The 14787-nt window shown below is 42.7% G+C and carries 11 protein-coding genes; 9 read left to right on the forward strand and 2 right to left on the reverse strand.

All coding sequences use genetic code 11. From position 1 onward, the window contains the following. The first annotated feature begins 33 nt into the window (after positions 1–33). The 3 genes from oadA (at position 34) to pyk (ending at position 4791) form a co-directional block, all read left to right on the forward strand. Positions 34–1821 carry a sodium-extruding oxaloacetate decarboxylase subunit alpha gene (gene oadA, locus BVC89_RS09820; protein WP_086931024.1) on the forward strand — a complete coding sequence of 596 codons (1788 nt, stop codon included), beginning with the start codon at positions 34–36 and terminating at the stop codon, positions 1819–1821. Between the two features lie 17 nt (positions 1822–1838). Then, positions 1839–3149, forward strand: a complete 1311-nt coding sequence (locus BVC89_RS09825; RefSeq protein WP_086931025.1) for a sodium ion-translocating decarboxylase subunit beta — start codon at positions 1839–1841, stop codon at positions 3147–3149. A 196-nt stretch (positions 3150–3345) separates the two neighbouring features. Continuing rightward, the gene (pyk, locus tag BVC89_RS09830) at positions 3346–4791 is read left to right on the forward strand and encodes a pyruvate kinase (RefSeq protein ID WP_086931026.1); all 1446 of its coding nucleotides are present in this window, start codon (positions 3346–3348) and stop codon (positions 4789–4791) included. 172 nt (positions 4792–4963) lie between these two features. Here the strand turns inward: pyk and BVC89_RS09835 are convergent, their stop codons facing one another. Next, positions 4964–5197 carry a hypothetical protein gene (locus tag BVC89_RS09835; protein ID WP_086931027.1) on the reverse strand — a complete coding sequence of 78 codons (234 nt, stop codon included), beginning with the start codon at positions 5195–5197 and terminating at the stop codon, positions 4964–4966. 281 nt (positions 5198–5478) lie between these two features. Here BVC89_RS09835 and BVC89_RS09840 point away from each other — a divergent pair, with 281 nt between their 5' ends. From BVC89_RS09840 to BVC89_RS09865, 6 genes are all read left to right on the forward strand, one after another. Then, positions 5479–5799, forward strand: coding sequence for a BolA/IbaG family iron-sulfur metabolism protein (locus BVC89_RS09840; protein WP_216825124.1), 321 nt, complete (start codon positions 5479–5481; stop codon positions 5797–5799). An 88-nt stretch (positions 5800–5887) separates the two neighbouring features. After that, complete coding sequence (trhO, locus tag BVC89_RS09845) at positions 5888–6835, forward strand: oxygen-dependent tRNA uridine(34) hydroxylase TrhO (protein ID WP_086931028.1); 948 nt, start codon at positions 5888–5890, stop codon at positions 6833–6835. A 247-nt stretch (positions 6836–7082) separates the two neighbouring features. After that, a complete protein-coding gene (locus BVC89_RS09850; protein WP_086931029.1) occupies positions 7083–7682 on the forward strand; it encodes a TetR/AcrR family transcriptional regulator in 600 nt (199 codons plus the stop codon). Between the two features lie 86 nt (positions 7683–7768). Continuing rightward, entirely contained in the window at positions 7769–10132 is a 2364-nt protein-coding gene (locus BVC89_RS09855; RefSeq protein WP_086931030.1) for an efflux RND transporter permease subunit, read from the forward strand. After that, complete coding sequence (locus tag BVC89_RS09860) at positions 10125–10913, forward strand: outer membrane lipoprotein-sorting protein (protein ID WP_086931031.1); 789 nt, start codon at positions 10125–10127, stop codon at positions 10911–10913. The genes BVC89_RS09855 and BVC89_RS09860 overlap by 8 nt, the downstream gene beginning before the upstream one ends. A gap of 5 nt (positions 10914–10918) precedes the next feature. Further along, positions 10919–12124 carry a TonB-dependent receptor gene (locus tag BVC89_RS09865; RefSeq protein WP_086931032.1) on the forward strand — a complete coding sequence of 402 codons (1206 nt, stop codon included), beginning with the start codon at positions 10919–10921 and terminating at the stop codon, positions 12122–12124. Positions 12125–12243: 119 nt separating this feature from the next. Here the strand turns inward: BVC89_RS09865 and BVC89_RS09870 are convergent, their stop codons facing one another. Next, positions 12244–14649: a TonB-dependent receptor gene (locus BVC89_RS09870; RefSeq protein ID WP_086931033.1), complete on the reverse strand. Its 2406-nt coding sequence runs from the start codon at positions 14647–14649 to the stop codon at positions 12244–12246. Between the last annotated feature and the right edge of the window lie 138 nt (positions 14650–14787).

Below are 14787 nucleotides of genomic sequence, written 5' to 3' on the forward strand. Positions count from 1 at the left end.
CTCTTCATGCATTTAAGAGATTAGAAACCACTCATGACTGACATACAAAAGCCATTGGGTATCACCGAAGTTGTGCTGAGAGATGCCCACCAATCCCTGTTTGCAACACGTCTTCGCCTAGACGATATGTTGCCAATCGCAGAACAAATCGACAATATTGGTTTTTGGTCGGTTGAAACATGGGGAGGCGCCACGTTTGATGCCTGCATTCGCTATCTCGGGGAAGATCCATGGGAGCGCATTCGTGAACTTAAAAAAGCAATGCCTAAAACCCCACATCAAATGTTGCTGCGTGGGCAAAACATCCTTGGTTACCGTCACTATGCTGATGATGTGGTAGAGAAGTTTGTCGAGCGCGCAGCGACCAACGGTGTCGATGTGTTTCGTGTGTTTGACGCAATGAATGACATGCGTAACATCGAGACGGCTTTAAAGGCTGTTAAGAAAGTGGGCAAACATGCCCAAGGTACTATCTCTTATACCCTAAGTCCCGTTCACTCTGTGGATGGCTGGGTCGAGCAAGGTAAGATAATCCAGCAGATGGGGGCGGACTCCATCGTGATTAAAGATATGGCAGGTTTGCTAAAACCCTATGTGGGGTACGAGCTGGTGAGGAAGCTAAAAGCTACCTGTGATATTCCAATCCACCTTCACTGTCACGCGACTACAGGTTTGGCTCATGCTACTTTAGTGAAGTGTGTGGAGGCCGGTATTGATAATGTAGATACCGCTATCTCTACCATGTCCACCACATACGGCCATAGTCCTACAGAAACTCTAGTGGCAACTTTGGAAGGGGAGCAGAGGGATACTGGTCTGGATTTAAGCGCATTACAGGATATTGCTTTGTATTTCCGCGATGTTCGAAAAAAATATGCCAAATTCGAAGGATCTTTAAAAGGTATTGATGCGCGCATTCTTACTGCTCAAGTTCCTGGAGGTATGCTGACGAACATGGAAAGCCAGCTTAAAGAGCAGGGGGCAGAAGACCGTTTCGATGAAGTATTAGAAGAAATTCCCCGTGTTCGTGAGGATCTTGGGTTTATTCCGCTAGTGACGCCTACTTCGCAAATAGTGGGAACTCAGTCTGTGATTAACGTTATTCGCGGTGAGCGGTTCGCTACTATCTCTAAAGAGACGCGCGGTGTGCTAAAGGGAGAGTACGGTGCGACTCCTGCGCCAGTAAACAAAGAGTTACAAGCCAAAGTATTAGCAGAAGATGATTGCGAGCTTATCACTTGTCGTCCTGCGGATTTAATAAAACCTGAGTTAGTTGCATTGACGCAGGAGTTAAAAGACGAAGCTAAGTCTCGCGGTATTAGCCTAGCTTCTGGCAGCAATGAAATTGACGATGTTCTTACCTATGCGCTGTTTCCTCAAATCGGCCTTAAGTTCCTTGAAAATAGAGGCAATCCCGACGCTTTCGAGCCAGTGCCAACAGGGACAGAAAGTGCTGTTGTGCATGCTGAAAATGGTGATGAGGTTTATACCGTCGAGGTAGAAGGCCGGTCTTATACAGTTTCAGTGAGCAATGGTGGTGAATTAACCGGGGTAGTGCCCTTAGCGGGCGCGCCGTCTGCAGCGCCTACTATTAGCGCCCAAGAGGGCGGCGAACCTGTTAAAGCTCCTCTTGCTGGAAACATATTTAGGGTATTGGTGAGTTCCGGACAGCAGGTTGCCGAAGGCGATACCCTGGTTGTCATGGAAGCGATGAAAATGGAAACTCAAGTCAGTGCGGCTAAAGCAGGTACGGTTGTTTCGATCAACATCCAAGAAGGGGATGTTGTGGCTGTGGGTGATGTTCTGTTAACTGTGGCATAGGGCTAGGCGCTGATTCGATGAATAATTTTCTCAGTTTATGGTACGACTCAGGTCTATACCAAATAGAATTTGGGCAACTGGCGATGATGATTGTATGTCTGATGTTGCTGTTTCTTGCAATCCGACGAGGTTTTGAGCCCTTATTGCTAGTGCCCATTGGCTTTGGTGGAATATTGGCCAACATCCCTGGTGCCGGGCTTGCGGCGTCCGCTATTGATGCTGCTATTGAGGCCGGTCAGCCTGAAGTGATTATGAATATAGCGTCATTAGTGGGCATGGAGTCATGGGAGTCCAGTAAAGAACTGCTAAAAGCTGTGTCGAATGCCTCACCTCAAATTCAGCATGAAATCGCTATGATTGCTGCGGGTGCTGGCTATCAAAATGGCATGCTGTATAACTTTTACAGTGTCACCATCGCCAGTGGTGTAGCGCCGTTGGTTATTTTCATGGGGGTTGGAGCTATGACTGACTTCGGCCCGCTTCTGGCTAACCCTCGTACACTATTTCTTGGCGCTGCGGCGCAGTTCGGTATTTTTGCTACAGTTCTCGGAGCCGTGGGGTTATCAGCCTTCGGTATCATGGATTTCTCCATTGCTGATGCCGCAGCGATTGGAATTATCGGGGGTGCCGATGGTCCGACGGCCATTTATGTTGCTAGTAAGTTATCACCCGATTTACTTGGGGCGATTGCTGTTGCTGCGTATTCTTACATGGCGCTGGTTCCGATGATCCAACCGCCGATTATGCGTGCGTTGACCACAGAGCAGGAGAGGCGGATCGAAATGACGCAGCTACGTGTGGTTGGACGCCGTGAAAAAATCACCTTCCCCATATTGATGCTGATATTAGTCGCCCTAGTTCTGCCTTCTGCTGCTCCTTTATTAGGAATGTTCTGTTTTGGTAACTTGATGAAAGAGTGTGGGGTTGTATCTCGCTTAAGCGATACAGCACAAAATGCTTTGATCAATATTACAACCATATTCCTAGGGCTCTCGGTAGGATCCAAATTGGCCGCCGATAAGTTCTTAGACCCTAAGACTCTCGGTATCTTGTTGCTAGGTGTGGTTGCTTTTGGGATTGGTACGGCTGCCGGTGTATTGATGGCGAAATTCATGAATCTTGTCAGTAAGAACAAGATTAATCCATTGATTGGGTCGGCGGGGGTCTCGGCAGTTCCAATGGCCGCTAGGGTTTCAAATAAAATTGGACTGGAGTCCAACCCGCAAAACTTCCTTCTCATGCATGCTATGGGGCCTAATGTTGCCGGTGTTATAGGTTCTGCTGTTGCCGCAGGTGTAATGATTTCTATGGTTTCAGGGACATTGTGATATTTATTTTGTTAGAATAGATATCATGAAGAAAATATTGTGTGCACTAATGCTTCTTAGCTGTTTTTGGAGCACACAATAATATTACCTTTCAGTTACATGTTTTCATTTATTTTCAATAATTTTTTTTAATTATCCATTAGGGTGTGTAGAATGCGCCCAACTTTTATCGTAACGCTAGTCCACGGAGAAAAATATGTTTAGACGCACCAAAATTGTCGCCACCTTGGGTCCTGCAACCGATGAACCGGGTGTCTTAGAACAACTTATTTTGGCCGGCGTAAATGTTGTGAGAATGAATTTCTCCCACGGTAGTCCAGAGGATCATCAGGCTCGTGCAGATAAAGTCAATGAATATGCTGCCAAGCACAATAAATTTGTCGCGATTCTAGGGGATTTACAAGGCCCCAAAATTCGTATTGCGCGCTTTGCTGAAGGGCCTATCTTCTTGAAAGTGGGCGATAAGTTTGTGCTAGATGCTTCGCTAGAGCGAGATGCAGGTAATCAGCAACATGTTGGCATCGACTATAAAGAGCTGCCGAATGATGTTTTGCCTGGCGATTCACTGCTGCTAGATGACGGTCGCGTGGTACTTAAAGTGGATAGCGTTGAGGGAACTAGAGTAGAGACTACGGTAACTGTAGCCGGTAAGCTTTCTAACAATAAGGGTATCAATCGTCAAGGTGGTGGCTTAACAGCACCAGCCCTTACTGAAAAAGATATGCAAGATATCAAAACGGCTGTAGCCATCGGTGTCGATTATCTCGCCGTATCTTTCCCACGCAGTGCGGATGATATGAATTTTGCTCGCCAACTGGCTAAAGAAGCGGGTGGCAGTTGTCACATGGTCGCCAAGATCGAGCGTGCTGAAGCAGTGGTTGATCATAAAGTATTAGATGAGATCATATTGGCTTCCGACGCAGTTATGGTTGCCCGAGGTGATTTAGGTGTTGAGATCGGTGATGCGGAACTGATCGGTGTTCAAAAACATATTATCTCTCGCGCTCGTTGCTTGAATCGCTGTGTTATCACTGCCACACAGATGATGGATTCGATGATCGAGAGTCCGCTACCTACTCGAGCCGAGGTATTCGATGTTGCCAACGCCGTGTTAGATGGCACTGATGCCGTTATGCTATCTGCCGAAACTGCTGCAGGTAAGTTTCCAGTGCAAACCGTTGAGGCCATGGTGCGTGTGATTATCGGTGCAGAAAAACAACCTCAGGCGGAAACCAGAGTGACACCTGATGAAGAGGGTGGCAAGGCGATCAATGAATCAATTGCTTTGGCGACTATGTATACGGCAGATAAATTGAAGGGTATAAGAGGTATAGCAGCACTTACCGAAACAGGGTCGACACCTTTATTGATGTCTCGCTGTGGTACACGCTTACCTATTTTTGCATTTTCTCACGATACCGCCACCTTGCGACGAGCTGCGTTATTCCGAGGTGTACAAACGGTGTTGTTTGATAATCGTAGTATTCCTTCTGCGGAGATAAACCGTGGGGCGGTTGAAGAATTGCGCCGTCAGGAAATTGTACAAGATGGTGATCTGATTATCTTATCCAAAGGTGATGTTAACGAGCTGGGCGGCACCAATACGATGAAGATTCTTCAGGTGGGGCAATATATTGCCTAATTAAGCGCTGTCTTATGTCGCTGGCGTTCTATCCATATACAAAGGGAGGCTGTTAATAGCCTCCCTTTGTATTTCGGTGTTTGTCGCTAGTTACTGCTCGATAGCTAGCTGTAGCATCATCAATATACAGCATACTCTGCTTTACGAAGTTAAGTCTGCTGATTGTAAATATTTAAGTATTTTGTGTGTTACTGGTTTGAGATTTTGACTTCATCTGTGTTTGCTCGATGGTTTTTTGCATATAAGCATAGTAATCATCGATTAGGGAGCGAGTTAGGTTACGTCTTTCAGCAGATTTGCGGCGCTTCCTATGATACAGATCAGCAGCAATATTTTTGCAAGGGTCGAGGTCAAATCTCCGGTCTGTGCCCCGTCGCCTATTAACAAATACTAATTTTTGTGTCATTCCGCTAGGCCTTTTACTTTATTAGCTATGGGTGAAATGTAAACATTTACAATCAATATGTTACGTATTTTTTACATATATTACAGATGATTTCTATAAACTAATTCTCAACAGTAAACCATCATACAAGAGCAATACTTGAGTTAAATCAGACAAAGTCTCTTTTGTATACATGTTTGCTTAGTTTTTCTGCAAATATATCGAACTATGAACTTATACCATAAGAACATAATCAAAGTCGATCTATGTTTAGGAGTTTTAATACTAATGAGGAATTACCCATGAGCGAGATGCGAGATAGAATCGAGCAAAAGCTGCAGCAGCAACTGAAACCTACATACATTAGCGTTGTGGATGAAAGCCACGGCCACAATGTGCCGCAAAATGCCCAAACTCACTTTAAAGTGGTTATGGTGTCCTCATCGTTTGATGAACTACGAGCTGTTAAACGCCACCAAAATGTCTATTCTATTCTGCAAGAAGAGCTATCTGGCAGCGTCCACGCGCTTGCTCTGCACCTCTATTCTGTTAAGGAATGGTCTGAACATGGCAATGTTCCGGATTCTCCTGCTTGCCTCGGTGGCAGTAAGAGTAATAGTTGATATATCTCAACATGTTTGGTGTTTCGTCGTAGTATCCTTTAGAATCGTGCTCCATTTTTCACCAAATTATAGTTTTTGAGTTAATCTAATGACCCACCCCTTAGTTATATGTGCTTTATATAAATTTGTCTCTCTCCCAGACTACCGTGAAATGCGTGAACCTTTGCTAAATTTTTGTGCTGAAAATGGTATTAAAGGCACATTGCTATTAGCCAATGAAGGTATCAATGGCACTATTGCTGGTTCCAGAGAAGGGATTGATGCGGTGTTAGCGTATCTTAAGAACGATCCTCGTTTGGCTGATATTGTTTACAAAGAATCACATGACGATGAGCAAGCGTTTTACCGAATGAAAGTAAAACTTAAGAAAGAAATCGTCACCATGGGGGTCGAATCTGTCGACCCTAATAAAATTGTCGGCACTTATGTTAAGCCTAAGGATTGGAATGCATTGATTAGTGATCCAGATGTCACTGTTGTCGATACTCGTAACTACTATGAATACGATATTGGGACATTTGAAAATGCCATAAACCCCGAAACTGAGACGTTTCGTGAATTTCCCGCCTATGTCGCCAACCATTTAGACCCTCAAAAAAACAAGAAAGTGGCAATGTTTTGCACTGGAGGCATTCGCTGCGAAAAGTCGACAGCTTATCTCAAAGAGCAGGGCTTTGATGAGGTCTTCCATTTAGAAGGTGGTATCTTAAAGTACCTCGAAGAAGTTCCCGCAAGTGAAAGTATGTGGAAAGGAGAATGCTTCGTTTTTGATAACCGTGTATCGGTAAATCACGATCTTGAGAAAGGACAATATGATCAATGTCATGGTTGTCGTCACCCTATCACAGAAGAAGAAAAGTTGTCAGACAAATATATGGAAGGTGTTGCTTGCCCGCGTTGCTTTGATAAGCAGACGCCTGAACAGCATGCTCGTTTTTCTGAACGACAAAAACAGATGCAGCTTGCTAAGTCCCGTAACCAACTTCATATTGGCGCCCCACCTCCTGGGCGCCAAGTTAGAAGTGCGAAAGGTTAAAATCTAAAATCTAAAACGAATAGACTCTGGATAAGGGCTTTTCTGGAAGTCGCATCTCTCTATAGGTATCTTTATAGCGTTAGTTGCGCTTTTTAGATCTCATGCACTTTCAATATATTTTCTTGCCAACAGACCGGTCGGTCTGTTAGTCTTTCTTTTAATTGTAATTAATCACGCCGTTCTCTCGTGCTGAGAGAGTATTAATACGACACTATGCAGTAAATAGTAGGAAACATAAGTAAGCTATATGGCTCAGTCTCGAGATTCAGAACTAACGCGTCAACATATTTTGAATATCACTGCTGATGAAATGCGCGTCAATGGTTTTAAGGCATCTAGCCTGTCAGATATTCTACAAAAAGCGGGTGTCTCAAAAGGGGCTCTGTACCATCACTTTGCAAATAAACAAGAGCTTGGGTATGCCGTGTTCGACGAGATATTTATTCAGCAATGTTTAGATGATTGTGAAGCACCTTTATCCGACAAGCGCCCTGTAGATGCTATTTGCCAATGGTTGACTCAGTTTGCGGAAAATATAACCGCTGACGAATTGGAAGTTGGCTACCCAGCATGTAATATCGCCACAGAAATGTGCGGCAATGATGAAGGATTTCGTCAAAAAATAGTGACGATGTTTGAAAAGCTTCATAATAGGTTTGAGGCCGCGATTATGAGAGCCCAAGCTGATGGCCAAGTGCGTAAAGAAGTCGATGCTCGAGCATCGGCCATATTTATTGTAACGGCATTTGACGGAGCTGTGATGCAGGGTAAATATTGTCGTGATGTGGACTCGTTTAGGTCTGCAATCGAGTGCTTGGTAACTTATGTTACTTCATTAAAAAAGTAAAAATTTAAGAATGTACATACCGTCTGGTCGGTTTGGCTTTCGCTAACAGATGTAACTTTTATTTTTGCAAAGGAAAAAGGTAGATCATGCAAGATTCCCTCAATGAAAAAATATATGCCTATACAGAATTTGTTATTCGTTGGCGTTGGTTGGTAATGGCAATATCTATTATGGCAAGTCTTGCGCTAATGTATGGCGCGCAAAATTTGGCTTTTGACAATGACTACCGATCATTCTTCTCAGAAGAAAATTCTCATCTTAAAGCTTTTGATGAACAGCAAAAAACCTATACCAAAAATGATAATATCCTTTTTACAATAACGCCTGATAGTGGTGAGGTTTTTACTCCTGAAGTGTTAAGTGCTGTCGAGGAGGTAACAACTGCGGCATGGCAACTACCATTTGCTTTACGGGTAGATTCAATTTCTAACTTTCAATATTCCCATGCCCAAGATGATGATTTAATCGTAGAGGATTTAATAGAGGGCGCGCTTAATTATACTCCTGAGCAGTTATTGGAAAAAAAGCGTATTGCTTTAGCTGCTCCTTTTATTGTTGGCCAATTGCTTAATCCTCAAGCGTCGGTAACTGCTGTTAATATTACATTTCAAATGCCAGAGTTATCGCCAGATGAAGCCCCGCAAGCAGTGACCGCTGCACGTGAATTAAAAGAAAAAATTGAAAAGAAATATCCGGTAAAGGTGCATATGACAGGTGTTGTCATGTTATCTAACGCTTTTTTCGAAGCATCGATACAAGATTTTATGACACTCACACCTGCGATGTATTTGATTATTATTTTAACCATTACTTTTTTATTGCGATCTATTGGAGCGACAGTAGCGACGGTGCTGGTTATCGTATTTTCTGTCGCTGCCTCAATGGGAGCTGCAGGTTGGCTAGGTGTTAAGTTGACCCCCCCTTCATTTGCCTCTGGCACAATCATTATGACGCTTGCTGTTGCCGATTCTATTCATATATTAACGACTTTATTTTCAGCTCTGCGAAAAGGGATGAGCCGTGAGGAAGCTATTCACCATAGCATGCGCTTAAATATTGGGCCCGTTTTTCTTACTTCGGTGACAACAGCTGTGGGCTTTCTATCGATGAACACCAGTGATGCACCGCCGTTTCATGATCTGGGCAATATTACCGCTATTGGGGTTATGTGGGCTTTTGTTCTCTCCGTTACCTTTTTACCTGCAATATTGGCCACGATGTCGATAAAGGCACGAAGCAGCGGTAACAAATTTGAACACTGGATGGAATTATTAGGCGAGTTCGTTATACGTAAAAGAAAAGCTGTCTTTGTTTCAGCAGGTCTGTTTGCGATACTTATTGTTTCGGCGATACCACTTAATGTTTTTGATGACAATTTTGTTGCGTATTTTGATGACTCTGTACAATTTCGCGTTGATACAGATTATGTTAACGACAATCTAACAGGTGTTTATCAAATCCAGTATTCACTGTCTTCAGGTGAAGACTACGGTGTTAGTAATCCAGTTTTTATGAAGAAAGTCGAAGCGTTTGTGACGTGGATGAGAAAGAACCCCGATGTTACACATGTTAATACTTTCACTGATACGCTCAAACGTATTAATAAAAATATGCATGCAGATAATCAAGAATATTATCGTCTACCAGAAGAAAAGGATTTAAGTGCCCAATACGTTTTATTATATGAATTGTCGTTGCCAGAAGGACTTGATTTAAATAATCAAATGGATATAGGTAAAAGTGCGACTCAAATTATAGTGACAGTAAAGGACATGCCATCAAGCCAAATCGCCAGTATCGCCGAAGCCGGGCGTGAATGGCTGTTAAAAGAGCAGAAGCTTGACGCTTATGGTACTGGCCCCGCCGTTATGTTCGCCTATATCTCAGATACTAATATGAGAAATATGCTGTACGGCACTGCCATTGCTATTGTAATTATTTCGATGTTAATTACGGTATCCTTACGTAACTTACGTATAGGCGCGTTAAGTCTTATTCCTAATTTATTGCCGATAGCTATGGCATTTGGTTTGTGGGGGTTGATCGACGGTCAAGTTAATGTTGCCGTTTCTATGGTGACTGGCATGGCTTTGGGGATCGTGGTTGATGATTCGGTTCATTTTTTAAGTAAGTATCTAAGAGCTAGAAGGGAAAAAGGCCTCAGTCGAGAGCATGCTGTACGTTATGCTTTTTCTACTGTAGGTATTGCAATTGTGGTGACATCTATTGTCTTAGTTGCAGGCTTTGCTGTATTAGGACAGTCTAGTTTCGGTATGAATTCTAATATGGCGATATTAACAGCTATCGCCATTGCGATGGCCTTACTCGCTGATTTTTTATTGTTACCCGTATTATTGTTAAAATTTGACAAACACCAAACTGCCGATGAATTTGATCAGCAAGACTCCCCAACCTCTGACACCGAAAAAAAGGAAACACATTATGCTTAAATTGTATGCCACGTTGTTGGCTAGCATTTGCGCGCTCTATGTGCATTATGCAATAGCGCAAACCCCGGAAGAAAAAGGCCTTGCATTAGCGAAAGAAGTTGACTCGCGTGATAAGGGATTTGGCGACTCTATGAATCAAAGCAAAATGATATTGCGTGATAAATATGGTAACGAGCGACCACGTAATCTGCGTAATAGAACCAAGGAACAAGAGGGGGATGGTGACAAATCAATCGTTATCTTTGATAATCCTGGCGATGTCAAAGGTACGGCTTTTTTATCTTTTACCCACAAGGTCGGAGCTGATGACCAATGGCTGTACCTACCTGGCTTGAGAAAAGTAAAGCGCATTTCTTCAAGTAATAAGGCAGGTGCATTTATGAATAGCGAATTTGCTTTTGAAGATATTGCTTCGCAAGAAGTTGAAAAGTATACCTATAAATTCTTGCGTGAAGATACCCATGAAGGTGTTAAAGTTTTTGTTAATGAGGCAGACCCTGTAGATCCTAAATCGGGTTATTCTAAAATAGAAATTTTCATCGATGCAGAACGCTATATACCACTGAAAACATATTATTATGATCGTGGTGGCCGTAAAAAGAAAACTTTAATACTTGAGGAGTACAATCAATACCTAGACAAATATTGGCGCTCTCACAAAATGACCATGACTAATCATCAGACGGGAAAAGTGACAGTACTCGAACAAACTAACTGGAAATTTGGTAATAACTTTACAGACAAAGATTTTGACAAAAATAGTTTATCACGGGCTAAGTAATACGTATGACGAAACACCAGACGCGCCGATTTTTATCGGCCTTTAATTTGTTGGCCGTAGCTTTTCCATCCATAGTTATGGCTCATGATCTTTCGGGGTATGTGGGTTTAGAGGGACGATATTTCCAACATGACCCGATCTTTCCAGGACAATCAGATAATAATGCATCATTAACTGCCTCTATTGAGTATTATCATGACTATGATGATAATACCCAACGCATAGCTTTTACAGGTTTTGCCCGCGCAGATAGTGAAGATAGCGAACGCACTCATGGTGATATTCGTGAATTATATTGGTGGAAAAATTTTGATAGTTTTGAAGTTTATGCCGGAGTTCGCAAGATTTTTTGGGGGGTTGCAGAATCAGTACATCTAGTAGACATTATTAATCAAACAGATACCTTAGAAAATATTGATGGCGAAGATAAGCTCGGCCAGCCTATGATAGAGTTTGTCACTGCACAAGATTGGGGGACACTTTCTGCGTATGTAATGCCGTATTTTCGTGAGAGAGAATTTCCGGGCATTGAATCACGTCTACGCCCAGGGCCACTCATTTTAGATGAAGAAGTGTATCAGTCGGGTGATGAAGAAAGCCATATTGATCTAGCCTTGCGTTGGTCACATTACATCGATATCTGGGATTTTGGTGTCTCACATTTTTCTGGTACTAGTCGAGTTCCTGTATTTGAACCTGTTGTTGTAGGCGCTAACCAGCTTGCATTTAGAGCAAGATATCAACAAATTGAACAGACGGGTATTGATGTTCAGGCGACCACCGATGCGTGGCTGTTTAAACTCGAAGCCATTTCAATTTATGAGCAAGACTTTGGTCGTAATTCTGCCTTTGTTGGTGGCGTTGAATATACCTTTTTTACTGTGGGCGGCAGCAATGCGGATTTAGGCATCGTTGCGGAATATCAATTTGATGATCGTATCGGTTTTCGTCAAACTATCGCACAAAATGATTTTGTTGCCGGTGTGCGCTGGGCGTTTAATGATATCGATGGATCAGAAATCCTTTTGTTAGCTAGTCAGGATTTAGATTACAGCAACCGCTCTTTTTCTGCCGAAGTTAGTCGACGGCTAAATGATAATTGGAAAATTGAAGCGGAAGCTCGAATTTTTTCCTCAGCTGAAGTAGGCACATTTGATTTTGACTTCCGGGCAGATGATTACTTTCAAGTGGAGTTACGTCGTTATTTTTAAGCTACTTACAATCCATTGTTTTTAGTGGTTTTGGTGGCGGGAATAAATACTATTTCATGGAGAACCTTTAAATAAGCCGTTAAAGGTTCTCTTGTATTAAAAGACTTTAGAGGTGCTTTTTAATTAAATTCATAACCTATGGTTAATGTCCAGGTTCTGGGGTCTCCATAAAAGCCCAATATTGCATCTTCTCCTGCGGTTGCAGGAAAGTTATAGCCTCCCGTACGATATTCTTTGTCGGTAATATTTTTAGCATGTAACGATGCTGTCCAATGATCATCAACAGAATTCCATATTACACCTGCATCCCAAAGACTGTAGGCTTCCTGATCGATAACGGAGGTCACAGATTCAAACATACGGACATCATCGCGATAAGAGAGTGCGGTATTAAACGCGAATGTACCCCAATCACCAACATTTAGGTAATAACTAAGGCCTAGTTGACCTGTTAGTTCAGGGGCATTTTGTGCACCCCAAGGTTCAATAATAATTGGTTCATTGGTATTGCGGTTAACTGTTTCTACGCGATTTGCTCTGTTAACTTCTTCAAGGATAGGATTCCCACTAGCATCTACGCCTACAGGAATTAATTCTGTTACTTCTTCAAATTCCGCGTCAAGATAACCAAACGCAAAGTTAGCAACTAGGTCATCTGTTATTTGTAGTGTACTTTCAAACTCAATCCCTTGAATTGTCGACTCACCGGCATTTACCACGGTAGAAGAGAAAAACGCAGGTGGAGGAGCCGGCGCTTGCACCGTCACTTGCTGGTCTTGATAGTCTGAGTGGAAAATATTGATATTCATCCGCAAACGGTCATTGAACAACTGAGATTTTAGACCAATTTCAAATGTATCCACGGTTTCCGGATCATAACCTTCGGCAGCATTGGGTTCGACAATGGCGTCGGCGCGCATATCGAACCCGCCCGATTTAAAGCCTCTAGCGTAGGAACCATAAATCATAACATCATCATTAGCATCCCAACCTAGTTTTACCGATGGCGTAAATTGATTCCAGTCGTCATTAGTGTCTTCTTTATTAAAGTCTGTACGAATTGATGTTACGACATCGAAAGCTGGATCGCCGAAAGAAATTCCTGAGCCTTGATTAGTGGTACCAGGAAACGAGTTACTCGTTAACAAAAATGCACGATTAACGTCAGCAGCTTTCTCATCATTGGTATAGCGGCCCCCAAGAGTCAGGGTGAGACTGGAACTGAGATTTATGTTCGCATTAATGTAAATAGCACTACTTTCTGTATCTACCTCGCCTGATACTGCATTAGAAAATTGAGTACCACTTAATACGCCGGTGGGGCTAAACTGACCAAACAAAGCGTCGAAAGCACCTGCAGCTGTACCGTCGTAATAATATAAACCGCCGACTATAGCAATAAAGTCATTGGTAAAGTTAACTTGTAATTCGTGAGTTGTTTGTTCATCATCATAAAATGCAGGAATATCAAAACTATCGAGAGGTGTACCGTCAAAGTCAATGAATGTTTGGGTATTGCCTTCTCGTTCTGCGAATACATATTTAAAAGATAGTGCGTCGCTGACATCATATTTTGCCGTAAAAGAATATCCGTGAGTCTCGACATTTTGTAATTCAGTAATACCACACTGAGAATCGAATACATTATCGGTTGCCGGAAAAAACTCACCGTTAGGGCCGGCGACAGTATTATTCGCGAAGCGGGAGCCACAACGGCCGTTTGATTCATCTTCAAGGCGATCAGCGGCAATTTTAAAAAACCAACGGTCGCCAGGGGAATACTCGATTGTTCCGCTGGCGGCGAGTACATCTTTATTATAGTTCTCTGCTGTGCGTCGAAACTCTCCAAGTTCACCGTTACCAGAAGTGCTTGGCAAGTAATCTTTAAATTGAGTACCGAAGCCATCTCGGGTAAGGGAAGCCACAGAGTAACCAGCATAGAGCACGTTATCAATCAGAGGAATTTGACTTGAGACTTTGACATCGCGCTGATTAAACGCTCCCACTGATGTACTGATATTGCCACGCAAATCACCCGACATTTTGCGAGTAACGTATTTAATAGCTCCACCGATGGTATTTTTTCCATACAGTGTTCCCTGAGGCCCGCGTAAAACTTCAAGTCTTTCTATATCAATAATATCCAGCACCGCGCCTTGTGGACGTGCGATATAAACGTCATCGATATATATCCCAACACCGGGCTCAAAGCCCCATAGAGGATCTTGTTGTCCCACTCCACGTATAAACGCCGTTAAAGTTGAGTTTGTACCTCGGCTCGCACGCAACTGAGTATTAGGGACACTCTTTTCTACATCAATAATAGAGCTGGCTCCCTGCGCAGCGAGCTGGTCTGCACTAAATGCTGTGATTGCAATTGGCACATCTTGTAAATTCTGCTCTCTCTTTTGAGCTGTTACGATGACCTCTTCAAGTGCAGGATTTGCGTATGAATGAGCAGATAGAGCGCTAGCTAAAGTAATTGCAATGGTGAGTGGATGTTTATGCAGGACAATATTTTTCATTGTTCTAACCTAATGGCAAAAATTTTTAGAAACAATTTGATAACGAGTAACTATTATTATTCTAAAAGTTATACAATAGTTTCTAATATCTTATTAATTTAATTTTTATTTGGCCACTGTAACGATATATACATAACT

The organism is Agarilytica rhodophyticola (genome assembly GCF_002157225.2).
In the GTDB taxonomy this organism is placed as follows: domain Bacteria; phylum Pseudomonadota; class Gammaproteobacteria; order Pseudomonadales; family Cellvibrionaceae; genus Agarilytica; species Agarilytica rhodophyticola.

Bases quoted from the DNA above. Each gene is read 5' to 3' on its own strand.
- oadA (WP_086931024.1), top strand. From the start codon at position 34: ATGACTGACATACAAAAGCCATTGGGTATCACCGAAGTTGTGCTGAGA.
- BVC89_RS09825 (WP_086931025.1), top strand. From the start codon at position 1,839: ATGAATAATTTTCTCAGTTTATGGTACGACTCAGGTCTATACCAAATA.
- pyk (WP_086931026.1), top strand. From the start codon at position 3,346: ATGTTTAGACGCACCAAAATTGTCGCCACCTTGGGTCCTGCAACCGAT.
- BVC89_RS09835 (WP_086931027.1), bottom strand. From the start codon at position 5,197: ATGACACAAAAATTAGTATTTGTTAATAGGCGACGGGGCACAGACCGG.
- BVC89_RS09840 (WP_216825124.1), top strand. From the start codon at position 5,479: ATGAGCGAGATGCGAGATAGAATCGAGCAAAAGCTGCAGCAGCAACTG.
- trhO (WP_086931028.1), top strand. From the start codon at position 5,888: ATGACCCACCCCTTAGTTATATGTGCTTTATATAAATTTGTCTCTCTC.
- BVC89_RS09850 (WP_086931029.1), top strand. From the start codon at position 7,083: ATGGCTCAGTCTCGAGATTCAGAACTAACGCGTCAACATATTTTGAAT.
- BVC89_RS09855 (WP_086931030.1), top strand. From the start codon at position 7,769: ATGCAAGATTCCCTCAATGAAAAAATATATGCCTATACAGAATTTGTT.
- BVC89_RS09860 (WP_086931031.1), top strand. From the start codon at position 10,125: ATGCTTAAATTGTATGCCACGTTGTTGGCTAGCATTTGCGCGCTCTAT.
- BVC89_RS09865 (WP_086931032.1), top strand. From the start codon at position 10,919: ATGACGAAACACCAGACGCGCCGATTTTTATCGGCCTTTAATTTGTTG.
- BVC89_RS09870 (WP_086931033.1), bottom strand. From the start codon at position 14,649: ATGAAAAATATTGTCCTGCATAAACATCCACTCACCATTGCAATTACT.